Origin of the sequence: Klebsiella sp. JB_Kp004, assembly GCF_040065795.1 — a bacterium.
Lineage (GTDB): Bacteria > Pseudomonadota > Gammaproteobacteria > Enterobacterales > Enterobacteriaceae > Klebsiella > Klebsiella quasipneumoniae.
Genome location: NZ_JBEAKW010000008.1, coordinates 132,408 through 157,614 on the forward strand (window position 1 = coordinate 132,408; position 25,207 = coordinate 157,614).

General features: G+C 59.3%; 24 protein-coding genes. 13 read left to right on the forward strand and 11 right to left on the reverse strand.

The window, feature by feature from the left end; translation table 11 throughout:
• Positions 1-14: 14 nt before the first annotated feature.
• Positions 15-890: an NAD(P)-dependent oxidoreductase gene (locus ABLX76_RS10915; protein ID WP_348874511.1), complete on the reverse strand. Its 876-nt coding sequence runs from the start codon at positions 888-890 to the stop codon at positions 15-17.
• A 130-nt stretch (positions 891-1,020) separates the two neighbouring features.
• Positions 1,021-1,905, reverse strand: a complete 885-nt coding sequence (locus ABLX76_RS10920; protein WP_317589707.1) for a LysR family transcriptional regulator — start codon at positions 1,903-1,905, stop codon at positions 1,021-1,023.
• A 111-nt stretch (positions 1,906-2,016) separates the two neighbouring features.
• Between ABLX76_RS10920 and ABLX76_RS10925 the strand changes: the two genes are divergently transcribed.
• Complete coding sequence (locus tag ABLX76_RS10925) at positions 2,017-2,769, forward strand: sulfite exporter TauE/SafE family protein (protein WP_032452855.1); 753 nt, start codon at positions 2,017-2,019, stop codon at positions 2,767-2,769.
• Here ABLX76_RS10925 and ABLX76_RS10930 read toward each other — a convergent pair.
• Positions 2,766-3,464: a UTRA domain-containing protein gene (locus ABLX76_RS10930; RefSeq protein WP_004205898.1), complete on the reverse strand. Its 699-nt coding sequence runs from the start codon at positions 3,462-3,464 to the stop codon at positions 2,766-2,768. The two genes, ABLX76_RS10925 and ABLX76_RS10930, sit on opposite strands and share 4 nt — an antisense overlap.
• 267 nt (positions 3,465-3,731) lie before the next feature.
• Between ABLX76_RS10930 and ABLX76_RS10935 the strand changes: the two genes are divergently transcribed.
• From ABLX76_RS10935 to ABLX76_RS10955, 5 genes are all read left to right on the forward strand, one after another.
• The gene (locus tag ABLX76_RS10935; protein WP_348874521.1) at positions 3,732-5,270 is read left to right on the forward strand and encodes a PTS transporter subunit EIIC; all 1,539 of its coding nucleotides are present in this window, start codon (positions 3,732-3,734) and stop codon (positions 5,268-5,270) included.
• An 11-nt stretch (positions 5,271-5,281) separates the two neighbouring features.
• Positions 5,282-6,610, forward strand: a complete 1,329-nt coding sequence (locus ABLX76_RS10940) for a 6-phospho-alpha-glucosidase (protein WP_004205902.1) — start codon at positions 5,282-5,284, stop codon at positions 6,608-6,610.
• Positions 6,611-7,321: 711 nt separating this feature from the next.
• On the forward strand, positions 7,322-8,767 hold the full coding sequence (locus ABLX76_RS10945) for a sugar porter family MFS transporter (protein ID WP_086076285.1): 1,446 nt from the start codon (positions 7,322-7,324) through the stop codon (positions 8,765-8,767).
• Entirely contained in the window at positions 8,757-9,200 is a 444-nt protein-coding gene (locus ABLX76_RS10950) for a PTS sugar transporter subunit IIA (protein WP_348874512.1), read from the forward strand. Before ABLX76_RS10945 ends, ABLX76_RS10950 begins: the two co-directional genes overlap by 11 nt.
• Before the next feature lie 187 nt (positions 9,201-9,387).
• Complete coding sequence (locus ABLX76_RS10955) at positions 9,388-10,323, forward strand: alpha/beta hydrolase-fold protein (protein WP_243805696.1); 936 nt, start codon at positions 9,388-9,390, stop codon at positions 10,321-10,323.
• 33 nt (positions 10,324-10,356) lie between these two features.
• Here ABLX76_RS10955 and ABLX76_RS10960 read toward each other — a convergent pair whose 3' ends face one another.
• Positions 10,357-12,012: an EAL domain-containing protein gene (locus tag ABLX76_RS10960; protein WP_087776238.1), complete on the reverse strand. Its 1,656-nt coding sequence runs from the start codon at positions 12,010-12,012 to the stop codon at positions 10,357-10,359.
• Positions 12,013-12,309: 297 nt separating this feature from the next.
• Here ABLX76_RS10960 and ABLX76_RS10965 point away from each other — a divergent pair, with 297 nt between their 5' ends.
• The 4 genes from ABLX76_RS10965 (at position 12,310) to ABLX76_RS10980 (ending at position 15,294) form a co-directional block, all read left to right on the forward strand.
• Positions 12,310-12,558: a hypothetical protein gene (locus tag ABLX76_RS10965; protein WP_004205912.1), complete on the forward strand. Its 249-nt coding sequence runs from the start codon at positions 12,310-12,312 to the stop codon at positions 12,556-12,558.
• Between the two features lie 291 nt (positions 12,559-12,849).
• Entirely contained in the window at positions 12,850-13,068 is a 219-nt protein-coding gene (locus ABLX76_RS10970) for a ParD-like family protein (protein WP_002904808.1), read from the forward strand.
• Positions 13,049-13,831, forward strand: coding sequence for a type I methionyl aminopeptidase (map, locus tag ABLX76_RS10975; RefSeq protein ID WP_218810086.1), 783 nt, complete (start codon positions 13,049-13,051; stop codon positions 13,829-13,831). Before ABLX76_RS10970 ends, map begins: the two co-directional genes overlap by 20 nt.
• Before the next feature lie 170 nt (positions 13,832-14,001).
• A complete protein-coding gene (locus ABLX76_RS10980) occupies positions 14,002-15,294 on the forward strand; it encodes a glycoside hydrolase family 10 protein (RefSeq protein WP_261901442.1) in 1,293 nt (430 codons plus the stop codon).
• 16 nt (positions 15,295-15,310) lie between these two features.
• Here the strand turns inward: ABLX76_RS10980 and ABLX76_RS10985 are convergent, their stop codons facing one another.
• From ABLX76_RS10985 to ABLX76_RS11005, 5 genes are all read right to left on the reverse strand, one after another.
• A complete protein-coding gene (locus ABLX76_RS10985) occupies positions 15,311-16,633 on the reverse strand; it encodes a type II toxin-antitoxin system HipA family toxin (protein ID WP_064154631.1) in 1,323 nt (440 codons plus the stop codon).
• A complete protein-coding gene (hipB, locus tag ABLX76_RS10990) occupies positions 16,633-16,899 on the reverse strand; it encodes a type II toxin-antitoxin system antitoxin HipB (RefSeq protein WP_023289667.1) in 267 nt (88 codons plus the stop codon). Before hipB ends, ABLX76_RS10985 begins: the two co-directional genes overlap by 1 nt.
• A gap of 263 nt (positions 16,900-17,162) precedes the next feature.
• The gene (gene uraH / locus ABLX76_RS10995; RefSeq protein ID WP_217332803.1) at positions 17,163-17,489 is read right to left on the reverse strand and encodes a hydroxyisourate hydrolase; all 327 of its coding nucleotides are present in this window, start codon (positions 17,487-17,489) and stop codon (positions 17,163-17,165) included.
• Positions 17,486-17,986, reverse strand: coding sequence for a 2-oxo-4-hydroxy-4-carboxy-5-ureidoimidazoline decarboxylase (uraD, locus tag ABLX76_RS11000; RefSeq protein ID WP_261901443.1), 501 nt, complete (start codon positions 17,984-17,986; stop codon positions 17,486-17,488). The genes uraH and uraD overlap by 4 nt, the downstream gene beginning before the upstream one ends.
• Positions 17,964-19,343, reverse strand: coding sequence for a nucleobase:cation symporter-2 family protein (locus ABLX76_RS11005; RefSeq protein ID WP_032452824.1), 1,380 nt, complete (start codon positions 19,341-19,343; stop codon positions 17,964-17,966). The genes uraD and ABLX76_RS11005 overlap by 23 nt, the downstream gene beginning before the upstream one ends.
• Positions 19,344-19,688: 345 nt before the next feature.
• Between ABLX76_RS11005 and hpxO the strand changes: the two genes are divergently transcribed.
• Positions 19,689-20,843 (forward strand): FAD-dependent urate hydroxylase HpxO, encoded by a 1,155-nt coding sequence (hpxO, locus tag ABLX76_RS11010; protein WP_023289663.1) that lies wholly within the window; start codon positions 19,689-19,691, stop codon positions 20,841-20,843.
• Here the strand turns inward: hpxO and hpxR are convergent.
• Complete coding sequence (gene hpxR / locus ABLX76_RS11015) at positions 20,824-21,747, reverse strand: LysR family hpxDE operon transcriptional regulator HpxR (RefSeq protein ID WP_241516047.1); 924 nt, start codon at positions 21,745-21,747, stop codon at positions 20,824-20,826. The genes hpxO and hpxR overlap by 20 nt on opposite strands.
• 125 nt (positions 21,748-21,872) lie before the next feature.
• Between hpxR and hpxD the strand changes: the two genes are divergently transcribed.
• Together hpxD and hpxE are read left to right on the forward strand one after the other, a co-directional pair.
• Positions 21,873-22,910: a molybdenum cofactor-independent xanthine hydroxylase subunit HpxD gene (hpxD, locus tag ABLX76_RS11020; RefSeq protein ID WP_348874513.1), complete on the forward strand. Its 1,038-nt coding sequence runs from the start codon at positions 21,873-21,875 to the stop codon at positions 22,908-22,910.
• A gap of 11 nt (positions 22,911-22,921) precedes the next feature.
• A complete protein-coding gene (gene hpxE, locus ABLX76_RS11025; RefSeq protein WP_348874514.1) occupies positions 22,922-23,896 on the forward strand; it encodes a molybdenum cofactor-independent xanthine hydroxylase subunit HpxE in 975 nt (324 codons plus the stop codon).
• Here the strand turns inward: hpxE and ABLX76_RS11030 are convergent.
• Positions 23,873-25,111: an MFS transporter gene (locus ABLX76_RS11030; RefSeq protein ID WP_348874515.1), complete on the reverse strand. Its 1,239-nt coding sequence runs from the start codon at positions 25,109-25,111 to the stop codon at positions 23,873-23,875. The two genes, hpxE and ABLX76_RS11030, sit on opposite strands and share 24 nt — an antisense overlap.
• Positions 25,112-25,207 lie beyond the last annotated feature (96 nt).

A 25,207-nucleotide genomic window follows, 5' to 3' on the forward strand; every position in this document is an offset into this window, starting at 1 on the left:
CTGAGGGCGCTACACTATGCTTTCGCCGACGTCGACAGCCACTGATATATCGAGGACAGGTCCTGCCCGGCAAATCCCGCATCCGCCGCCTGCTGCCACAGTTCGGCGATGTTATCCAGTCTCGGCATGGTGTGCGGCTCGGACAGGGACAAGGCCAGCCGGGCATCTTTCAGCGCATGCGCCAGCTGCATCTGCGGCGCGAATTGCTCATTGGCGATGGCGTCCAGTTTGACTTTGACATACGGCGCTGCCAGCGGGCCGCCCTCCAGGGCGCTCCACAGCTGGTCGGGGGTAAAGCCCAGCGTCTTCGCCAGCTGTGCGCTTTCCGCGATGCCCTGCATCATCGCAATCAGCCAGGCATTGAGGACCAGCTTCATTTTCTGACTGTTGCCCGCCTCGCCAAACCACTGCGTCCCACGTGAGATAGCGGCAAATACCTGTTCCGCCGCGCCACACTTTTCACGATCTCCGCTGGCGAGCACCAGGATCTGCGCCTTCTCCGCCGGGGCTTTGGTCCCTGAAACTGGGGCATCGACGAAGGTCATCGCCGGCTGACGCTCCCGCAACAAAGCGATAGCCTCCTGGGTCTCCGCCAGGCCGATGGTGCCCATCTGGCAATAGATCGCCTGCGGCTGACAGGCAGGCGCTATTTGCGCCAGTACCTGCAGGGTAGCCTGACCATCGGCGAGCATACTGATGATCACCTCGGCATCGGCCACCGCCTGCTGCGGCGTGGCGTGCAGGGATAATCCCTGCGCCTGTAAATCCTCGCCGCGCGCTGGCGAACGGTTCCAGCCCGCGACGGTAAAGCCCTTCTTCAGCAGATTGCTGGCAAAAGCGTGTCCCATGGCGCCGAGTCCCAGCACCGCGACTTTTGGTAATGTACTCATCTTGTCTGTCCTGATTCGGGTGTTAATAAATGGCGGACGTCTACTATCGCATCTCTGGCACGGATGTCAGTAGCAATAACCGCCATATAAAGTGACACTGTCACTACATGATAGCCATGTTTATCGCGGCTCAGGGCTGGCGGAGCCACTCCAGCAAGCGGCGCATCGCTGGCGACAGGCGTTCGTCATCCTGATAGCACAGGCACAGCCGACGCAGCGCCCAGCGATCCTGCAATGTGATAACGGCGAACCGGTAGCGCGGCTGGTAGCGTTCGGCAATAACGCGCGGCAGGATCGCCCCGCCGGCGCCGTGAGCCACCATCTCGCAAAGCCCTTCAAAATGGCTCATCCTGATGCGGACGTTCAGCGCCTGGCCGAGTCCGGCGGCCTGCTCTTCGATATGCTGCTGCAGCGCGCTGGTCTGATAGAGCGCGACCAGCGGCTCATGGATGATCGTTGCGAAAGCCACCTCGGCGGCGTCACTCAAGGCATGGGCCGGCGGCACGATCAGCACCAGGGGATCCTCCGCGACGGGCTCCAGGCGCAACGGCCCGGGGTCGACCGCATCGGACACCACCCCGGCCTGCGCCACGCCAGCCAGAATGCTGCTGACAATATCCGCGCTGGTGCGCTCTTCGGTGTCGATCTGTATCCCGGGATGCGCGGCCATCCACGCGGCGAGCTTGCCCGGCAGAAAAGCCGACATCGCCGAGGTATTGGCAAACAGGCGCAGCGTGCCCTGCTGACCGCGGGCGAAGGCGTGCATCGCCTGGCGCAGACGCCGCTGCTGCTCTAACAACGGACGAGCATGGCGCGCCAGCACCTCCCCGGCCTCGGTCGTTGTCACCCCCCGGGCATGACGGTGCAGCAGCGGCACACCGACCTCCGCCTCCATTTTGCGCAGCCTTTCGCTGGCGGAGGCCAGCGCCAGATGGGCCGCCGCCGCCCCGCCGGTAATGCTGCCGCTATCCACGATGGCGATAAACAGTCGCAGATCGGCGAGATCCAGTCGCATAACGCCCTCCTTTCCCTTCGGTTTTACCGTAGCCTGCGGGCAACATACCGCATTGTCCACCCGGCGACCAGTTGTTTCAATGGCCTTCTCTGAGCCGATAAGTGAGCCATGATGTTTGATCTTCACACTCTCTGTTTACTGCTGATCTTTATCGCCGCCGGGCTGGTCAAAGGGGTGACCGGCATGGGACTGCCCACCGTGGCGATGGGCCTGCTTGGACTGCTGATGCCGCCACCGGCCGCGGCGGCCCTGCTGGTGCTCCCCTCGCTGTTAACCAATCTCTGGCAGCTGCTGGCAGGCCCCGCGCTGGCGCAGATTGTGCGTCGCCTCTGGTTAATGATGACCGGGATGATTATCGGCACGCTGGCGGGGTCGTCACTGCTCATCCACCTGAACCCGCGGTGGTCGGCGCTGGCGCTGGGCGCCGTGCTGATAGCTTATGCCGGATACGCGCTCCGTGGTCCGGCGGTGCAGGTTTCCGCCCGCGTGGAAAAGCGCCTGTCGCCGCTGATGGGCGGACTGACCGGACTGATCACCGGGGCGACCGGGGTATTCGTTATTCCGGCGGTGCCCTGGCTGCAGGCGCTGGGCTTTCGTCGCGACGAGCTGGTCCAGGCCCTGGGACTGTCGTTCACCCTCTCCACTCTGGCGATGGCGGCCGGCCTCTCCCTGCACGCTGGCTGGCGCGCAGAGTCGCTGCTGCTGTCGGCGCTGGCGCTGTTGCCCGCGCTGCTCGGTATGTGGCTGGGACAGCGGATCCGCTCGCGTCTCAGCCCGCAGCGCTTTCGTCAGGGCTTTCTGTTGTTCCTGCTGGCGCTGGGGCTGGAGCTTGTCCTCCGGGGGCTGCTGGGGGGATCGGCCTAGCGGCGGGTAATGTGCTTCACATTGTATTTACTGGTGTTCTGGTAGATCTCTGAGAAATCAACGATCGCCCGGTTCTGGGCGTAGCTGACAGACTGCACCCGTAGCAGGAGGCTGTTAGGCGCCACCTGCAGCAGCTCCGCCTGCTCGCGGGTCGCCAGCACCGGCGTATAGCTGCGGTGGCTCTCGATAATGGTGATATGGCACTCTTTTTTGAAATAGTTGAACTTAGACTGCTCAAGGTTACCCACGCTGAGCCACGGAAAAGCGGCGTACGGAATGTAGCTGTTCTCCACCAGGATCGGGACCTCATCAATCAGGCGCAGCCGCCTGACGTAGTAGACTTTCTCTCCCGGCTGGATCTTTAACTGCTGGGCAATGGCCGGTGGGGCGTCAAGCAAGGTGAACTCAATGACCTTATTACGGTAGTTGGTGACCCCCACCACCTGCATCTGGTAGTTAAACCCCTCCAGCTCGCCGCCATGATAGTTACTCTTACGCACAATGCAGGTTCCGCTGCCGTGCCGCCGGGCGATCAGCTTTTCCTCCTCCAGTAGCGCCAGCGCTTTGCGCAGCGTCATCACCGAGACCTGCAACTCCGCAGCCAGCGCTTTTTCGCTGGGCAGCATATCCCCGACGGCGTAGTCGTCGCTGTTGATACGGGCCTTTAGTTCGGTGGCAATCTTTTTATAAATCACTTTTAGATGTCTCGGTGAGATGGAGGGCGTAGAAAGAAACCACAAATAACGCATTGTGTTTATAGATAAAATTTAACTTTTATGCGAAAAATCAGACGTTAACTCATCTATAAAAATGGCTATATTTATATATCTCTCCTGCAACAATATATATGACTTTCGTCACAGATGGCCATTTTCCTGCTCGGGATCCCGGTGGTCTGCTCCTAGTCTGATAAGCCTATTGATCAGGTGATGACAGCAGGCTATGAAGACGAGAGGACAACCATGATTGGCGTGAAAAAGCTTCAGGACTTTTCCAAGGCGATGATCGGGCCGGTGCTGTATCTGCCGGCTATCGGCCTGTTGATCGCCCTGTTCAGCATGACCACCAACCGGCTGTGGGTGGAGGAAAGCAGCGGGATCTATCTGTTAGGGAAATTCGTCTCCAGCATGCTCTGGGCGCTGATGAACAATCTCGGGTTTCTGTTCTGCCTCGGGCTGGCAAGCGGTCTGGCGAAAACCCGCAAAGCCGAAGCCGCTTTCGTGGCGGCAATGACCTGGCTGGTCTATTTGGCGGCGAACAACAGCTGGCTGACCCTGACCCATCGCCTGGCGACCGGGGCCACCAACGCGCAACTGTATGGCAGCGGACAAACCTATATCTTCGGTTTTCAGGTCATCGATATGGGCGTGTTCCTCGGTATTATCCTTGGCTGCGCTGTCGCCTTTGTTCACAATCGCGTGGTCGGCATCGAATTTCGCGGCGCGCTGTCGATCTACGGCAACAGCAAGCTGGTGCTGATCGTGATGCTGCCGCTGGTGGGCCTGTTTGCTATCGCCACCGTCTATCTCTGGCCGGTGGTGGAGCTGGGCATCTCGGCGCTGACCGGCTTTATGAAATCGTTTGGCGCCATCGGGGTCTTCCTGTACGGCTTTCTCAACCGGTTCCTGATCCCCACCGGGCTGCATCATCTGATCTGGTCGCCGTTCGTCTTTACCTCTATCGGCGGTCAGCTGCTGATTGATGGCCAGACCGTCATTGGCGCCAAGCCTATTTTCCTCGCTGAAATCGCCCGTCATCCCGTTGACGCGCTCAGTGATTCCGCCCGCTTTTTAACCTATGGGATGGTGAAGATTTTTGGCACCGCCGGTATGGCGCTCGCCTTCTACCGCACGGCGAAACCGGAGAATAAACAGCGACTCAAAGTCACGCTGATCCCCTTAATTGTCACCTCAGTGCTGGTGGGGATCACCGAACCGTTTGAGTTTCTCTTTATCTTCACCGCCCCGCTGCTGTGGCTTATCTACTCCCTGCTGGACGGTTTCTTCCAGATGCTGGCCTGGCTGCTTCACGTGCGGGTCTGCGCCACAAACGGTCTTATCGATTTTGTCGTCTATAACCTGCCCGCCGGCGCCAGCGTGACGCGCTGGCCGGTATTTGTCCTGCTCGGCCTGCTGGAAACCGCCACCATGTACCTGGTCGGCACCTTCTGCATTACCCGCCTGCGAATGCTTACCCCGGGGCGCGAAGCCGCTGCCGATGCGGCGTCTTCCCCACAGACGGATCAGGCGCATGGCGATTCAGACAAAGGCGCGCTGGTGATTGCGGGGCTGGGCGGTAAAGAGAATGTTTGTACGGTGGAAAACTGTTTTACCCGTCTGCGGATCGATGTGCGCGACCCTGCTCTCATCAAGCAGACGCTGTTGAAAGAGAGCGGCGGGAGCAGCGTGCTGATTAAAGGCAATCATGTCCAGGTGATCTATGGCCTGGGAGTTAACAAAATTCGAACGGCGGTCAACGCCAGTCTGGGTGTAACTGAATAACGAGGTGGTAAATGAAAGATAACTTTGTGGTCACGATTGCCGGCGGCGGGAGTACCTATACGCCAGGGATTGTCATGATGCTGCTGGAAAATATGGCGCGCTTTCCCCTGCGGGAGATCCGTCTGTACGATAACCATCACGAGCGTCAGAAGACCATCGGCGACGCCTGCGCCATTCTGGTGGCTGAACGCTTCCCGCAGGTGAAGTTCAGCTATACCACCGATCCGCAGGCGGCCTTCACCGACGTTGATTTTGTGATGGCGCATATTCGCGTTGGCCTGTATGAGATGCGGGAAAAGGATGAAAAGATCCCACTGAAATATGGCGTGCCGGGCCAGGAAACCTGTGGGCCGGGGGGGATCGCCTACGGTATGCGCTCGATTGCCGGCGTACTGGAGCTGGTCGATTATATGCAGCAGTACGCCCCGGGGGCGTGGATGCTCAACTACTCCAACCCGGCGGCCATCGTCGCGGAAGCGACCCGTCGCCTGCGTCCCGACGCGCGCATTATCAACATCTGCGATATGCCGGTGGCCATTGAGGGGCTGTTTGCCGACATCCTCGGTCTGCCGTCCCGCAAGGCACTGAACGTCCGCTACTACGGCCTGAATCATTTTGGCTGGTGGACCAGCATCACCGATAAAGCCGGTAACGATCTGATGCCGGCGCTGAAGCGTCACGTGGCGGAGCAGGGTTACAGTAGCCCAAAAGAGGATTTTCAGCATAAGGCGCCGAGCTGGATCGAGACCTTTAAAAAGGTGAAGGATGTGTTTGCCCTTGATCCCCTGACCCTGCCTAACACTTACCTGAAATACTACCTCTACCCTGACTACGAGGTGGCGCACTCTGACCCGGACTTTACGCGGGCCAACGAGGTGATGGCCGGGCGTGAAAAAGAGGTCTTCGATATGGCCCGGGAGATCACCCGTCGCGGCACCGCGGAAGGCGCACATTTCCATGCCGGGGCCCATGCCACCTTCATCGTCGACCTCGCCTGCGCCATCGCCTTTAACACCCAGGAGCGGATGCTGTTGATCGTGGAAAACAACGGGGCGATCGCCAACTTTGACGAGACGGCGATGGTGGAAGTCCCCTGCCTGGTGGGCGTCAACGGCCCGGAACCGCTGGCGATGGGAAAAATCCCTTCGTTCCAGAAAGGACTGATGGAGCAGCAGGTGGCGGTAGAGAAGCTGGTCGTTGACGCCTGGATTGAGAAAAGCTACCAGAAACTGTGGCAGGCCATCACCCTGTCAAAAACGGTGCCCAGCGCCGCGGTGGCGAAAGCGATTCTCGATGAGCTGATCGTCGCCAACGAAGGTTACTGGCCCGCGCTGCACTGATTTTTTGCCGCAACCCTGCCGGGAGACCTTCTCTCCGCAGGGTTATCAGCGCAATGCCTGCCCCATAACCTCCCTCCGCACAGACGCGTCGATGGCCTGCGCTCCCCCCTCCAGACCGACGACCCAGAGTCGCCAGCCACGCTTTTCCCTGATCGGAGTAATGAAATATAAATTCTATTCTTCGATATTATGGCGTAAAAATGTGATCTGCGTTGTATTCTTTGAGTTACATTAACCCACTGAAAACAACATAATTATTACTCAATCGCAAAATCAACCCCCTTTTCATGGGGATATCGCGCTGCATGCCATTGTGATTGGCTTCATGTATTTACCTTCCTGCAACACTGATTTGAAATTAAATTTTCATAATGTGATCTTGTAGCATGCTCGTTCCATTTCTTTGTGCCATATTCTTATCACAGTAAATCGCCGGAACGACAGCAACATGCCACACCAGGGCGCTGTCCTGCCGACGCACTGAAGACCGCTAACCCCGAAAAGGAGAACGGATATCGACAACATCCATATCACCACCAAGCCGTAAACCTCTTTGACCGCCATTGCTTAGCGTACCCTGCCATGTGCTGAGCAATTACACAAAGAAGAAAATCATTTAATTCAGTTAGATACGACAACACAGGCGTGATAAATCCTGACTGGGGAGATGTATTTTTATCTTGTGTCGTTCAACAAAATAAAGGGACTACCATGTCATTTATAACAAACCTGAACCAGCAACAGAGAAAACGACTTCATCAGATCACCTTAGTGGCCACCTTCGGCGGCCTGCTTTTCGGTTACGACACTGGCGTTATCAACGGCGCCTTTTCCTCACTGAAGCAGTACATGGCGCTGACCCCGACCACCGAAGGGCTGGTGATGAGCGTCCTGCTGGTCGGCGCCGCGCTGGGCAGCGTGTTTGGCGGCAAGTTTGCCGACTACTTCGGCCGGCGCAAATACTTACTCTTCCTCTCCTTTATCTTTCTCATCGGCGCCCTGCTTTCCGCTGCGGCTCCCGATATCACCACCCTGCTGATTGCCCGCGCCCTGCTGGGGTACGCCGTCGGCGGCGCCTCGGTTACCGCTCCGACCTTTATTTCTGAAGTGGCGCCCACCGAGATGCGCGGCAAGTTGACCGGCCTGAATGAAGTCGCCATCGTTATCGGCCAGCTGGCGGCGTTTGCCATTAACGCGATCATTGGCATCATCTGGGGCCATCTGCCGGACGTCTGGCGCTATATGCTGTTAGTGCAGGCGATCCCCGCTATCTGCCTGTTTGTTGGTATGTGGCGCGCGCCGGAAAGTCCGCGCTGGCTGATCAGCAAAAACCGCCACGAAGAAGCGCTGCATATTCTCCAACAGATCCGCCCGGCGGAACGCGCACAGAAAGAGTATGACGACATCTCCACCCTGATCAAAATTGAAGCCGGCAATAAGTACAGCACTCAGAACACCTTCACCACTATCCTCAAAACGCCATGGATCCTCAAAATTTTGCTGGTGGGCATTACCTGGGCCGCACTGCAGCAAACCACCGGGGTGAACGTCATTATGTATTACGGTACGGAAATCCTGAGTACCGCCGGCTTCTCAGAGCGTACCTCGCTGATCTGTAACGTGCTGAACGGTGTCTTCTCCGTCGGCGGTATGCTGGTTGGCGTGCTGTTCCTTGTCGACCGCTTCAAACGTAAGACGATCATCATCTACGGCTTCGCCATTATGGCCACGCTGCATCTGATTATCGCCGCAGTCGACTACACCCTGGTGGGCGATCTGAAAGCCACCGCTATCTGGCTGCTGGGCGCGCTGTTCGTCGGCGTGATGCAGGGCTCGATGGGCTTTATCACCTGGGTGGTATTAGCCGAGCTGTTCCCGCTGAAATTCCGCGGACTGTCGATGGGGATCTCGGTATTTTTCATGTGGATCATGAACGCGGTAGTCAGCTACCTGTTCCCGCTGCTGCAGGCGAAACTGGGCCTGGGGCCGGTCTTCTTCATCTTCGCGGCCATCAACTATTTGGCGATTCTGTTCGTGGTGTTCGCCCTGCCGGAGACCTCCAATAAATCGCTGGAGCAGTTAGAAGCAGAGCTGTCAGCGAATCATGAGGATAAAAAATCCACTCGTCTCACCAGGGAGGTTGGCTATGATCGATAACATCACGCTGGATAATCTGCACATCGGCTGCAAGGCCAGTAATAAAGCGGAAGTCATCGCCATGATTGGCGAGGAGTGTAAAGCCAAAGGCTATGTCAATCAGGAGTGCGTTCACTTTCTGCTGGAGCGTGAACATCAGGTTTCCACTTTTTTGGGCAATGGCATCACCCTGCCGCATCTGCCGAAATCAGCGACGGATATCATCCTTAAAACCGGGATTGAGATCTTTCAGTTTCCTGATGGCGTTATCTGGGATCGCGGCAACGTGATGTTTATTGCCATTGGCGTGATTGCGAAAGAGAAAGAGCATATTGACGTGCTCAAAGAAATTGCCTCGATATTCAGCGATGAGCTGATCGCGAATGCGCTGTCATTAATCTCTGACAAAAATGACTTCCTGAAGATCCTCCAGCATAACGCACTGCCCCATTAAGTGCGCCACCGGCCGGGGCGCTGCCCCCGGCCCCTCCATTTATTGGTCTGATTCCGCCACCAGCCTCAGCGGCATGCCACCTGCTACTGCGCGCATAAAAAGAAATGAGAACCATTATCAATGAAGCTATGCTAACGTGTCAGCCCAGGCAAAACGCCAGATGACAGAGAACAGGAGGACAGACGAGGTGAAGCAGGATTCAGGGATCATCACAGCGCGGCAGACGCACGGATTGCTGACGCTGGCGATAGGCGCGCTATTTTACAGCAGCGGCAGTTTCGCCCGGCCGGATCTGCAGCCGCTGGGACCGAATATTGCGGATAAAGGGTCAGCTTTCTATCATTTTACCCAGCGCCAGTACGACTCTGCCGATGGCGAACGCCATTACCGGGTGTGGACCGCGGTGCCGGATAAAGCGCCGCCGGCCGCCGGTTACCCGGTGCTGTATATGCTGGACGGCAATGCGGTGATGGATAAACTCAACGACGCGTTTCTGCAACAGCTCTCCGCCGGTTCCCCACCGGTCATCGTCGCTATTGGTTACCAGACGGCGCTGCCCTTCGATACCGCCGCCCGGGCCTGGGATTACACTCCGCCGCTGAAGACGCAAGAACCTCGCGCCGGGAAAACCGCGCTGCCGCCGCGAAAAACCGGGGGTAATGATCTGTTTCGTCAGCTGCTGAGCGAAACGATGGTTCCGCAAACAGAAGCTAACCTGAAAATCGATCCTCGCCAGCGCGCTATCTGGGGCCACTCTTACGGCGGACTGTTTGTACTCGACGCGTGGCGAAACCACTCCCTTTTCAGGATCTACTATTCTGCCAGCCCGTCGCTTGGCCAGGCGCAGACGTCTCCCCTGAAGGACACCCAGACCCTTGATGCCACCGCGTTTATCGGGACGTCACTGTATCTGCTGGAAGGCGACGGAAAAGCCGCTGGCGAGCCCTCCGGGCATGAAGCCTCCCTGGGCGTACTGCGTCAGACCCAGCAGCAGCTGGCCAGCAACGGTCTGACGGTGCAATTCTGGCGCTACCCTGGCCTGACGCACGGTCAGATGTTCGAGGTCTCCCTGCGCGCGGCACTGCTGCACCTTTCCGGGCAGCCTACGTTAGCGCATCAGTAACGATCCCGCGCCCACCAGCCAACGGCGGGTGCGTTAATTCTGCCGTGGCAGATGTTTAACATCGACCGGCTCGCCGAACAGAAAGCCCTGCATTTCGTCGCATCCCTCTTCTTCGAGGATCTGCCGTTGCCCCTCGGTTTCTACCCCTTCGGCGATAAGCGGGGTATTGATTGAGTTGCCCAGCGAGATAATCGCCCGCACGAACGAGCGAACCTGAGGATTGCTCTCCACATCCTGCATAAAGCTACGGTCGAGCTTGATGACGTCGAAATGAAAATCGCGCAGCATGCTCAGGGAGGAGTAACCGGTGCCGAAATCATCCAGCGCAATACTGATGCCCATCTTTTGCAGATGATGCAGCACGCTGAACGCCAGCTGTTTATTGATGATAAACGCCGTCTCCGTCACTTCAAATTCCAGCAGGCTAACCGGATAAGCGGTTCGCATCAGGATCTCGCGGACTTTTTCGATAAAGCTGCGGTGACGTAACTGTACCGGTGAGATATTGACTGAGATTTTTTTATTCAGCCGATTATCCAGTGATTCGCTGCACACCTGCTCCAGTACCCAGTAGCCTAATGGCACAATAGCGCCACTCTCTTCGGCGATGGGAATAAACACCTCCGGCGGGATAGCCCCCAGCTGCGGATGCTGCCAGCGCAACAGCGCTTCATAACCGGTGATGCGACGATCTTTAATGTTGCGGATCGCCTGATAGTGAAGCGAAAACTCCCCCGCCTGAATACCGCGGCGGATGTCGGCGGCCATCATATTCCGCTGCCGCGTCTTGTCGTCCATCTCACGTTCGTACCAGCAAATCTTGTGGTCGAGACTGCTCTTTGCCCGATACATGGCCAGATCGGAATTGCTCAGTACCGTATTAATATCCGTCCCGTCCTCCGGGTAGACGGAGATACCTATGCTGGCGGAGAGGATCACTTCCGTCGCGGCAAACGTCTGCTTACCGCTGAAGCAGTGCCAGAGACGGGTGGCAAAGGCGTCCACTTCGCTTTCATCGGCAAAAGGTTTGACGGCCACAAACTCATCGCCGCCGAAGCGGGCGACCATCTCCTCCTTCTGCAGCGTTTTCAGCACGGCGCCTGCCACGCGCTGCAGCAGCTGATCGCCAATAAGATGGCCCTGCAGATCGTTAATCTCTTTAAACTTATCTAAATCGATGGTGAAAACGGCAAAGCGGCGGGCGTCATTACCGGTGATCAGCTTTTCCACCCGCTCAAAGAACTCCACCCGATTGGGTAAACCGGTCAGCGCATCGTAGCGCGCCATCCACGCGATGCGGTCATTGATCGCCTTCTGTTCGCTGATGTCGCGGGTAATTTTGGCAAAGCCCAGCAGGTTATGGTGTTCATCGCGGATGGCATCGATCATGACATGCGCCCAGAACCGGGAGCCATCTTTACGATACCGCCAGCCTTCGCCTTCAAACTGGCCGCTACGCAGGGCAATTTGCAGATTTTTTGCCGGCACCCCGGAGAGCTGTTCGGCTTCGCTATAGAAGAGACCGAAGTAGCGACCGACGATCTCGTCGCTCAGGTATCCTTTTGCCCGGCGGGCGCCCTCGTTCCAGCTGATGACCGTCCCGTCGGCGCTCAACATATAGATGGCATAATCTTTAACACTTTCAATAAAGTGGCGATAGGCAATGTCCGTCAGGTGATCGTTACTCATGGTACAGCGCTCTCTGTGGCTCGGTCGTGGCAAAACGCATTAGATATAACAGAATCACGCCCATAATGAATACAAGGTTAAGGTGTTTTATGGTCGCCTTTCCGGCCCGGGCATGCGCCGACCGCGCGGCGCACACGCCTGTTAAGCGTAGTGGACCTGGCCATCTTCGGGAGTGACAAACTCGGCGATTTTCCCACTTAGGTCGCCCACTAATAGTTACTTTTATTGATTAAAAAGTTTGATTGAAAGAATAAATAAAAGGAGTAATGTTAATAATACTTTCTATGGAGGTTAAATATGTTGCGTGATTATTTAAAAGTGGAAAAAGAAGATCGCCTGGTTGAACAACAGAGTCGTCATGACAATAGTCAGCATTATTCTTCGGTGACCGAATGGGTTATTTTAAGTAAAGATGGCCAGCGTAAAGGTCGGGTATCCCTGTTTGACCGCTTCACCACCCGCCGCTCCTGGAGCGACAGCTTCCGCATTACGCAGTTTGATAATGCGGGTAAAGTGGTGGTGGATAAACTCACTGACGCGCTGTAAATCCCCCGGATTCCCGGCCTGACGGGAGAATATTCATACGCAAAATTAACACCTGCATAAAATATATTGATGCGTCGCCATCATGTTATTTTCATTCCGCATACTGATAACCTAATGGGTAATTTTCGCCATGGTAAACAGCGCGAATTTTTAACCTGAACACATGCTGAAAAATAAGCCCGCCGGTCGGGCTTTTTTGCATGGTGTTCGCCACCCAGGCCACAAAATGCCAGGGACAATCCGCACTGGATGGTATACGATACATATACGAATCATATATGGGTTTTTGTTATGGGAATCGTCAAAATCTCCGATCTGCTGCACGATGATATTCGTGATGCCAGCAAAGCCATGTCCCGCTCCGTCAATGCGCAGGCGGAATACTGGATCCGTCTGGGCATGATGAGCGAACTCTACCCCGAGCTTAACCACCAGCAGATCAAACTGCTGATGCTGAAATCCGGCTCTGACCGTCTGCTGGAGGTGATCAATGCCATCAATAATCATTAAAACCGCCGATGAGCTCGCGCGCCAGCGTCATGCCGGCCAGCTGCTGGCATCGGTGTTTGCCATGCTGGATACCTTTATCGTTCCCGGCGTGACGACGATGGAAATCAACGATCGAGTGGAAGATTTTATCGTCAACCAGCTGCACGCTCGCCCGGCCAGCAAGGGGCAATACGACTTTCCCTATGTGTTGAACACCTCGATTAACGACGTGGTCTGCCATGGCATCCCAAAGGCGACCGAGCATCTGCGCTCCGGGATGATCGTTAACGTCGATATTACCCTCGAGAAAGCGGGCATGATCGCTGACTCCAGTAAGATGTACCTGATAGGCGACGTTTCCCCGCTGGCGCGCCGGCTGGTAAAAACCACCTATGAAGCGATGTGGAAAGGCATTGAGGTGGTGAAACCTGGCGCGACGCTGGGCGACATCGGCCATGCCATTCAGCGCTGGGTCGAGGACCATGGCTACAGCGTGGTCAGAGAATACTGCGGTCACGGAGTCGGTCAGGAAATGCATGAAGAGCCGCAGGTGCTGCACTACGGCAGGCCCGGGGAAGGCGCCGTGCTGCAGGAAGGCATGGTATTCACTATTGAACCGATGGTGAACCAGGGCGACAGTCGTATCAAGACCAAAAAGGATGGCTGGACGGTGGTCACCCGCGATAAAAAACTCTCCGCGCAGTGGGAGCACACCGTGGCGGTGACCGCCAACGGTTTTGAGATACTGACGCTGCGCGACGACGAGCAGTCGCGGATCCGCTGAGTTACCTTCTGGCGGGGCAGCCCGACTGACGCCTCTCTCTTGATGGCCGCAGTCCGAACAAGGAATTGCTCTGACCGGCGAATCGTAAGAGAATAGCGCCTACACGCGACGATCTGATTACACGGGAGTTCATCATCAGCCATTCTCGTCGATTCCCTTTAGCCAGCAAAGTGGCGCTGGCAGGCGCGGCGCTCATCGCCGCCGGCATGCTGTTCAGCTGCACCAGTAAGGCCCCGAAATCCCTCGTCACGCCGCCGAAGAGCGCGGCCGTTAAAGCCGGTCAGACGCACCGGGAGCCGGTACGCGGCATCTGGCTGACCACCGTCTCGCGCCTTGACTGGCCGCCGGTCGGGTCGATTATCGCCAGTACGCCGGAAAGCCGCATCACGCAGCAGAAGCTGGCGCTGATCGCCAAACTCGATAATCTGCAGCGCCTGGGGATCAACACCGTCTTTTTCCAGGTGAAACCGGACGGTACGGCGCTCTGGCGGTCGGATATTCTCCCGTGGTCCGATATGCTGACCGGCAAAATCGGCGAATATCCCGGCTACGATCCGCTGCAGTTTATGCTGGATGAAGCGCACAAGCGCGGCATGAAGGTTCACGCGTGGTTTAACCCTTACCGCGTCTCGGTCAACACCAAACCGTCGACTATTGCCGAGCTGAATAACACCCTCACTCAGGTGCCGGCCAGCGTGTTTGTCCTGCACCGTAACTGGATCCGCACCGCCAGCGATCGCTTTGTTCTCGACCCGGGTATTCCCGAAGCGCGTGACTGGATCACCAGCATCGTCGCTGAAGTGGTGCAGAACTACCCGATTGACGGCGTGCAGTTCGATGACTATTTCTACACCGAAACCGCCGCTTCCCCGCTTAACGACAACGAGACCTTCCGCCGTTACGGGCAGGGCTATGCCTCGAAGGGCGACTGGCGGCGGCATAACACTCAACAGCTTATTGCCCAGGTCTCCGCGACCATTAAAAAACTCAATCCGAACGTCGAGTTTGGCGTAAGCCCGGCCGGGGTGTGGCGCAACCGCTCCCACGATCCAGCGGGGTCTGATACCCGTGGCGCGGCCGCCTATGATGAATCCTATGCCGATACCCGCAGCTGGGTGCAGCAGGGACTGCTCGACTACATCGCCCCGCAGATCTACTGGCCATTTTCCCGCGATGCGGCGCGCTATGATGTGCTGGCCAACTGGTGGGCCGAGGTGGTTAAGCCCACCCATACCCGGCTGTATATTGGCGTGGCGCTGTATAAGGTGGGTGAGCCGTCCAAAAATGAGCCTGACTGGACGGTGGATGGCGGCGTGCCGGAGCTGAAAAAGCAGCTCGATCTCAATGAGTCCCTGCCGCAGATCCAGGGCACCATCCTGTTCCGCGAAAACAACCTCAATCAGCCGCAGACCCGCCAGGCGGTTAACTACCTGCGCAGCCGCTGGGGGCAGCCGCAGAGCTAACCGCCACTCGGTTTCGCTATCGCGCCTGCAGCCCTTGCTGCAGGCGGGCGTGCAGTTTCAGCATGTTCTCCGTGATCGCCCGCCAGACGTGGGCGGAAAAGTCCACCGGCAGTGTCCGGCGGGCGCTTTCGATGGCCTGTGGCACGCGGTCGGCAAACTCGTCAAGGATCGCCAGCATCTGATCCCGGGGAAAGTTAACCGCTTTGGCGGTCGCCAGAAAATGACGCGGATAGATGGCGTTAATCTCCGTTTTCCGCCCTCGGGTGGCGTTGAGCCCCATCGACAGCTTCAGGTCGCGCAGATGCAGTCCCGTCCCTCCCAGCACCGGAAATGCCGAAATAATGTCGTAGAACGGCGTGAGCCGGTAGCTGCCGCCGGGCAGTAGAAAGAGCGAGAAATTCTTCGCATGCCCGTCCGTTGCCCCGGTCAGCCACTGGAACACCATGAACTTCATAAAGTCATAGCGATCTTTCAGGGCTTCACTGGAGCCCAGCAGAAAGGTCATGATCGCGGCGATACCCGGCCCGCCGTCAGACTCGTATTTCATCGACGACGGGATGCCGAATGCCTGACACAGATCCTCTTGCGGCAGCCGCAGCAGCACGCGCCCCTCCTGCGCCCAGCGCCGGTCGAAGCGGGTCACCGCCAGCGCACGGATCCGCGGGGTGGTGATAATCTCCGCCTCCGGCACCGCCAGGCCCAACGCCCTGGCCAGCGCCAGGCACAGATATTCGTTATCCACGCTTTCACGCAGATCCAGCGTCGCATTGGGCTGTTTTATCTCGCCAATGGGCAGTTTAATGATATGGGTGGTCGGGGTGGTGCCCTGCGGAATACACCAGTGCTCGCCCATTCGCAGCAGCGCGGTTTTCTCCTGAGCGCCGGCCACCGAGATACGAAAATCGTCCTGGCCGGTCACCATCCCGAGCGGAATATCCGACTGGTAGGCGGTCAGCAACGCGGTCAGTTGCGCCTCATCCAGCGTCTGCCAGCGCAACGCTGCAAGATGCGCCTCTTCCCCCGGCGGTAGCAGAGTCACCGCCCCTACGCTATCCCGGCCGACCTCAGCCAGCAGATCGAACGGCTGTTTCGAGCGCGCCTGATAGCGCCTGACGATCCGGTCGCGGACCTGTGGGCTGTCGGGCAGCAGGTTATCAAAATAGTGATACACCGCGTCGGCGGTGATATTGCCATACTGCAGCGGCAGCGAGAGGGAGAGCGGCCTGGCGCGCGGGCTGCGCAGCCACTCGTCATCATAGCGGAAACTGTGCGCCCCGTTGGCCTGGCGGGTTAAGGTTCCCACGCGCACATTGTTCATCCAGGTGGTGAGCGTCGCCATTACCAGTCCAGATCCGTGGTGTTATCGGGGGCCGTCGCCGTCTCGGCCGGTTTGGCGTTCAGGGTCATCACCACCCCCAGCGACTGGAGGATCTTGAACAGGGTGGTCAAGGTGGTTTTGTCCGGGTGATTTTCAAAATTGGACAGCGTCGCCTGTTTAATGCCGATCCGGCTGGCCAGCGCCTCCTGAGTCCAGTGATTTTGCTGGCGCAGCAGTTTCAGGTAATTGGCCAGCTGAACGGGACTGTATATCTGAGGGGAATGCATCGCTTGTTCCTCACCATTGTTTATCCCCCTATCGGGATAAATCTGCTTTTATACCCTACAGGGGATAATGTCAAGGTTATCCCCTGGTGGGGATAGGAGTATAATTATCCTTGTGTGGGGATAAAACAGGAACAATGGTGGCCGGAGACACCTTTACATGCCCGGTGGCGGCTGCGCCTTACCGGGCCTACGGCTGTCTCTGCCTGCTCCGTAACGATCCAGGCCGGGCAAGCGCTGCGCCGCCCGGCAACGGGCAGCCGGGCTTAGCTGCCGCGGTAGGTCGACCACCCGCCCGGGGCTATCAGAAACGGCAGATGGAAATGGTCATCTGTCGCCTCGCCAATGACAAAATCAATCTGCGCCCGGCTAAAAACGCTCTCGCGCCCGACGCGGGCAAACCACGCCCCCGTTTCCGCGGTTAAGCAGTAGCGCCCCGCCGGCAGCGGCGCGGCACTGAAGGTGGCGATACGCCCCTGGGCGTTCGTCACCAGGTTCGCCAGCGTCTCGCCCTCCCGGCTCAGGCTGACCGTCACGCCTTCCGCCGGCGTGCCGGTGGAAATATCCAGAATATGGGTGCTCAGGGTACTCATTCGCCAATCGCTCCTTCCAGTCTTAACATCGTAATTTCCCGCAGCTGGGCAAGCGCCTCAGCCACTTCTTCGTCGGCGGTATGCTGCAGCCGGCGCGTCAGCGCCTGCAGCATCTCTTCGCCGCTGCGCCCTTTGGCGCGGATTAAAAACACCCGGCCAAAACGAGCCTCGTAGCGGGCATTCCCCTCCCGCAGGGCCTGCGCCAGCTTTTCATTATCGCTGTCCACCGCCGACTGCTCCTGGCGCGACATCGTCGCGTGCGCCTGGCTGCCGGTCGGTTTTTCGCCGATCCGCGGATGGGCGCTGAGCGCCGCGTTCAGATCGTTCTCCCCCCAGTCGGCCATCGCTTCCCGGGCGACCTGCAGCAGCGCTTCACGGCAGGCGAAGGGTCGCAAGCTCACCAGCGTATCGCTCCAGGCCGGGAGCGCCACGCAGGGGGCCAGCAGCGCCACTGCCTCATCATGACTCAGACGGTTAAACTGTCTCAGCGCGATCATCCTGACTCCTTATCGTTTTCGTCGCCGCCTGCTCCTGCGGCAGAACAAGGTTCAGCGCTATCGCCACCAGCCCACCGCTGGTGGCCGCCGAACCGAACAGATCGCCGACCATCGGCGGAAAATGGCTGAGAAACGCCGGCACCGACTCCACGCCAAGGCCCGCGCCAAACGCCAGACCAACGATCAGCACATCGCGTCGGGTGAGCGGGTTCTGGGTAATGATCCGGATCCCGGCCGCTACCACACAGCCAAACATCACCATCGTGGCGCCCCCCAGCACCGGCGCCGGGATCTGCCGCAGCAGTTCGCCCACCGGCGGGAACAGCCCAAGCAGGATCAGAATCACGCCAATGTAGCGCCCGACATAGCGGCTGGCCACCCCGGTCATCTGGATCACGCCGTTGTTCTGCGCGAAAGTCGTGTTCGGAAAGGCGCTGAGCATCGCGGCCACCATGCAGCTGACGCCGTCCGCCAGGATACCGCCCTTCAACCGGTTGCGGAAAGCGCGATCGTCAACAGACTGTTGCGAAATCAGCGAGTTGGCCGTCAGATCGCCCACCGCCTCCAGAATACAGACCAGCGACACCAGCGCCACCGGCAGAAAAATCGCGCTGTTGAACTGAAAGCCGAACGGAAACAGCGTCGGCAGGCGAAACAGGGTGTCGCCCAGGCTGTGAAGGTGGAACTGACCGCTCAGTCCTGCCGCCACACAGCCCACGGCAATGCCCACCACCACCGAGGAGAGCCGCAGCCAGCGGTTTTTGGCGCAGCTCAGCAGAACGATAACGCCAAGGGTACCCGCCCCGAGCGCGATATTGCTCATGCTGGCGAAATCCTGCGCCTTTTCTCCACCGCACCAGTTAATAACGCTGACCTTGATCAGGCTGATGCCGATCAGCGCAATCACGCTGCCGGTAATGATGGGAGTAAAGATTTTCTTCAGCGGTTCAATAAAGCGGCTGACAATCACCGGCACCAGGGCGGCGACAAAGTTAACGCCAAACAGCATCGCCATAATATCCTGCGGCCCGCCGCCCTGCGCTTTCACCCACATCCCTCCGGCTACCGCCACGCCAAGAAAGGCGAAGCTGGTGCCCTGCATGCAGATCATCCCGGCGCCAATGCCCCAGACCCGGTTGGACTGCAGAAAGGTACCGATACCCGAGGCCAGCAGCGACATACTGATGAGATACGGCAGCCAGTCGCCAAGTCCGAGGGTGGCGCCGATAATCAGCGGCGGCGTGATGATCCCCACCAGACCCGCCAGCACATGCTGGAGGGCGCTAAAAAAGGCCGCAAGCGGTGGGATCCGCTGTTCAAGGCCGTAAAGCAGGCCGCTGTGATGTTCGTCAGACATGGTGTTATCCCGTAGCAAAGAGAAGTGCAAGAGCTTCTGCACAAAGCAGGCCAGAGACGACCAACGCGAACGAATAAATTTATTAATACTTTAATATCAATTAGTTAAATCACTCCAGTCACGCCTCGCTCCCCACCGCTGCGGAACCAGAGTGCTGAAACGATAGATTCTTAATGCAACATAAAGAAACTTTTGATTCATAAAAAGGCAACCAATGCGTCACATTGCACCGATGTGGTGCGTCATGACCTATCGCTGTGCCTCAGGCCGGCGGTTTTCCTCCCTCCGGCGAACTGGTACGCAAATTGCTGTAGTCAGTCACAACATCGGGAGAAGGAGAAAAAAATGAAAGCAATCGTGATTGGCGCCGGCATCGGCGGCTTAAGTGCGGCAGTGGCGCTCAAACAGTCGGGGATCGACTGCGAAGTCTATGAAGCGGTGAAAGAGATCAAACCGGTCGGCGCGGCAATTTCCGTGTGGCCCAACGGCGTGAAGTGCATGGCCCACCTCGGTATGGGCGATATCATGGAAACCTTCGGCGGACCGCTGCGCCGCATGGCGTATCGCGATTTCCGCAGCGGCGAGAACATGACCCAGTTCAGCCTCGCGCCGCTGATCGAACGTACCGGCAGCCGCCCCTGCCCGGTCTCCCGCGCAGAGCTGCAGCGGGAAATGCTGGATTACTGGGGACGGGAAAGCGTGCAGTTCGGCAAACGCGTCACCCGCTGTGAAGAAAACGCCGACGGCGTGACGGTGTGGTTTACCGACGGCAGCAGCGCCAGCGGCGATCTGCTGATTGCCGCCGACGGCAGCCATTCCGCGCTGCGTCCGTGGGTGCTCGGCTTTACCCCGCAGCGCCGCTACGCCGGCTACGTCAACTGGAACGGTCTGGTGGAAATAGATGAAGCGCTGGCGCCCGGCGATCAGTGGACCACCTTTGTCGGCGAAGGCAAGCGCGTCTCGCTGATGCCGGTCTCCGCCGGCCGGTTCTACTTTTTCTTTGATGTGCCGCTGCCGGCGGGTCTGGCGGAGGATCGTGACACCCTGCGCGCTGACCTCAGCCGCTACTTTGCCGGCTGGGCGCCGCCGGTGCAGAAGCTGATCGCCGCCCTCGACCCGCAGACCACCAACCGTATTGAAATCCACGATATCGAACCATTCAGCCGCCTGGTGCGCGGTCGCGTCGCGCTGCTGGGCGACGCCGGACACAGCACCACCCCGGATATTGGCCAGGGGGGATGCGCGGCGATGGAAGATGCGGTGGTGCTGGGCGCCGTTTTCCGCCAGACCCGCGATATTGCGACCGCCCTGCGCGAGTATGAAGCCCAGCGCTGCGACCGGGTCCGCGATCTGGTACTGAAGGCGCGCAAGCGCTGCGATATCACCCACGGAAAGGATATGCAGCTCACTGAAGCCTGGTACCAGGAGCTGCGGGAGGAGACCGGCGAGCGGATTATCAACGGCATGTGCGATACCATCCTCAGCGGGCCGCTGGGCTGACGGTCGCCATGGATTCAATCACCGCGCTCAGCGTCTGAATGGCCATCTGCGCAGGACGCGATAGCTGACGCGAAGGCGCGGTGCACAGCGCCAGGGTCAGCGGCCGCAGCAGCGTACTGCGCAGCGGGACAAAGGCCAGCTGTCCGCGCTGAACCTCGTCCAGCACGTCGAGCAGGCTGAGGAGCGTCACGCCGCTGCCGCGCAGCACCAGCGACTTAATGAGCCGGATATCATTGCAGCTGATGGTATTCTCTGGCGCAAAGTCATGGTGGCGATAGAGAAGCGCCACCCGCTCATGAACGATCAGCGGCGCGCCGGGCACGATGTGCCGCTCGAGGCTGAGCTCGCCCAAAGACAGGGCCCTCGCCCCCGCCAGGGGGTGGTCCGGGCGCATCACAATCCCCACCTCCAGTTCGGCAAAGGCCAGCACGCTGAGTCCGGCCTGCCCCTGCGGATCGAGGATCAGACCGACGTCCAGATCCGCCTGACGCACTTTCTGGCTGACGGTGTGGCTGTCGGCCACCTGCAGATCCAGCTCCAGCCACGGCCAGCTGGCGATAATCTCCGCCAGCGCGGCGGCGAAGCCACCTTCCGCCAGCGCCTGCACCATACCGACGCTAACGCTCCCGCGCTTCATCCCCTGCAGCTCATCAAATTTCTGCCGGGTCTGGCGAAACTCCTTCTGCCAGCGCAGCAGATTGTCATACAGCAGTTCGCCCGCGGTGGTCATCCGCAGTCCCTCCGGCAGCCGCTCGAACAGCGGTGTCCCGAAGGTCTCCTCGGCCTGCAGGATCTGGCGGTTAATCGCCGAGGCGGAGATATGCAGCTGCTCGGCGGCCCGGCGCAGACTGCCGCAGCGGGCCACGGCGATGAAATAGTGGGCGAAACGGGAAAATGGACTCATGGCGACCCTGTACTCTTTTTTGCAACAGCAGAGTGAATTAATGGTGATGGATGTGAACACCCTAATATGACAACAATAATCTCACAACAATAAAACAATCACCGATGTGAGCAGGAAGAGAAACCATGAAGACAACCACCCCCACGCCCCCCGCCCATTGCACCTATGATCCAGAGGACTGGCTGCGGCTGGCCCGCTGCTGGCACCCGGTGGCCCGCGCCTGCGATATTGGCGGCGCCCCGGTGAAAGCCACCCTGCTGGACGAACAGTTGGTTATCTATCGCATTAAAGGTCAGGTGGTGGTCGCCCGCGACGTCTGCCCGCACCGCGGCGTCCCGCTGACCCTGGGGTTTCATGAAGAAGAAGGCATCGTCTGCCCCTATCATGGCCTGCGCTTTGGCGAGGATGGCCGCTGCAACCGCATCCCCTCCAGTCCGGGGCAACCCATTCCAGCCAAACTGCATCTCACCAGCTTCGCCGTGGAGGAGCGCTACGGGCTGATCTGGACCTGTCTGGCCTGCGATCCGGACAATCCGCCGCCGTTACCGACCATGCCGCACTGGGACGACGCCGGCTTTCAGCAAATCAACTGCCCGGCCTTCGAGGTGAAGGGCTTTGCCGGCCGCCAGGTCGAAGGCTTTCTCGATGTCGCCCACTTTGCGTGGATCCACACTGATACCTTCGCCGACCCGGACAATCAGCAGGTGCCGGACTACACCCCGCAGGAGACACCGTTCGGTTTTGTTGCCGACTACTGGAGCTCGGTGGGCAATTACCCGGCCAGCTCCGATTTCCGCGCGCCGGAAGGGTTCCAGTGGCTGCGTCACTTTGAAATGCATCTGCCCTTCACCGCCACGCTGACCATCCATTTCCCTGCCGATGCGAAGCTGGTGATCATGAACGCCGCCTCGCCGGTGTCGTCGCGCGTGACGCGGATGTTCGCCCCTATCGCCCGCAATTTTGACCTGCATGTGCCGGTGGAAGACGTTCATGCGTTCAACCTGCGGGTGTTTGAGGAGGATCGCCTGATGGTTGAGACCCAGCGCCCGGAGCGGCTGCCGCTGGATCTGACCCTGGAGGCGCATATTCCGGCAGACCGCAGCTCTATCGCCTACCGCCGTGGGCTGAAGAAGATGGGCTTTGGCGATTTCTTTCTGGTATGAGTGGAGGTCTTATGCGCGACATACTCCCGGTGGTGGTCGATGGCCTGTGGCGCCAGGGCGCGAAAAATCTGGCCGTTCGTCTGGTGAGCGCCGATGGGCAACCGCTGCCGGCGTGGACGCCCGGCGCCCATATCGACCTCCATCTCCCCTGCGGGCTGATCCGTCAGTATTCGCTGACCGGCAGCCCGGCCGGGCGGGATCACTATCTGCTCTGCGTCGCCCGCGAGGCGCAGTCGCGAGGCGGCTCCCGTTATATTCATGACACCCTGCGTCCGGGGCAGCCCTTGCTGATCTCTGCCCCGCGCAACCACTTTCCCCTGCGCGGGGGCGGCCACGTGGTGCTCCTCGCCGCCGGGATCGGCATTACGCCGCTGCTGGCGATGGCCTACGCCCGGGCGGCGTCCGGCGCCAGCTTTACGCTGCACTACTACGTCAGCCGCGCGCAGGAGGTCGCCTTCGCCACCGAGATCGCCAGCCAGCTCACCGGCGGAACCTGCCTGATCCACTGCTCTGCCGACGGACAGAGTCCGCGCCTGCGGCTGGCGCAGGATCTGGGCGCGCCGGACGCCGACACCCGAGTCTATTTCTGCGGACCGGCAGGGTTTATGAACCAGGTGCGCGACACCGCGCTGGCGGCCGGCTGGGCGGAGGCGCAACTGCACAGCGAAGCGTTCCAGCCGCCCGCCACGACGGCGGCCTCGGCGGCGGACGGAACCTTCACCATCACCCTCGCCTCCACCGGGGAGCGCTGGCCGGTACCGGGGAACAAAACCATCGCCCGGGTGCTGCAGGAGCATGGCGTCGATGTGCCGCTCTCCTGCGAAATGGGGATCTGCGGCGCCTGCCTGACGCCGGTGCGGGAGGGAACGGTCGACCACCGGGATACCGTGCAGTCGGAGGCGGAAAAACAGGCAGCGGAGCAGCATATTGCGCTGTGCTGCTCCCGCAGCCTGTCGGCCAATTTAGTTATCGATCTCGCGGGATAAGCGACCGGTCTCCGGCTGTTCGGCGCGGGCGACCGGTTTCACCCGCACGGCGGTGAAGACCACGACCATCGCGGTCAACAGCAGCACACCGCTGCCGGTGAAGACGCCGCTGGCGCCGTGCAGATCGAACACCGCCCCGCCGCCGGCGGCGCCGGCGCTGATGGCCAGCTGAATAGAGGCCACCAGCAGACCGCCCGCGCTTTCCGCCTCATCCGGCACGGTGGTGGCCAGCCAGGTGGACCAGGCCACCGGCACCAGACCGAAGGCAAACCCCCACAGGGCGACTAGCAGCCCGTCGAGCACGCTCAGATGGCCAAACGTCACCATCAGCAGCGCCAGGGCGCTCATCATCAGCGGCACCAGCGCCAGGGTCAGACGCAGGCTGCGGCTCAGCAGATAGCTCGCTACCGAGGTGCCGATAAAGTTAGCGATACCGAAGCCGAGCAAAATCAGTGAAACGCCTTCAACGCTGGTCTGCGCGACGGTCTCAAGGAACGGACGCAGGTAGGTGAAGAAGGCGAAATGGCCGCTGAAAATCAGGATCGACGCCAGCATGCCGCCCAGCATACCGGGACGGCGCAGCACCCTGAACAGCGTGGAGAAGGTGCCAACGCTTTCCGGGCGCATGGAGGGCAGCACCCACAGCTGCCAGAGAAGCGCCAGCAGGCTGGGTATCGCGCAGAGAATAAACACGTTGCGCCAGCCGATCAGCTCCCCGAGGTAGCTGCCGAGCGGCGCGGCCACCACTGTGGCGACAGATACCGCGGAAAAGATGATCGCCAGCGCCTTCGGCACATGGGCCGCCGGCACCAGACGCATCGCCGTGGCGGTGGACATCGCCCAGAAACCGCCGATGGCGATCCCCAGCAGCAGACGACCGAGCAGGAGAAACGCCAGCGAACCGGCAAAAGCGACCATCAGGCTGGAGACAATCTGCAGCACGGAAAAAAACATCAGCACCCAGCGGCGGTCGATATTGCGGGTGGCGGTGGCGATCAGCAGGCCGGTGACTAACGCCACCAGCGCAGTGGCGGTCACCGCCTGCCCGGCCATCCCTTCGCTGACGCCGAGGCTGCTGGCCATCGGCGTTAACAGGCTGGCGGGCAGAAACTCGGCCACGATCAGGCCGAACACCCCGAGGGCCAGGGCATAGACGGCACGCCAGGCAGGCCTGACGGGGGTCAGGCTTGCATCAGCAGCTATGCAGGAAGTCATATACATCTCTCCAGGTTTATTAACATCCTGGCCATCTTAGGGGCTTACCTCTGGACGATATATGATGCATACTCTTCAGTTATTGATTATTCGTCC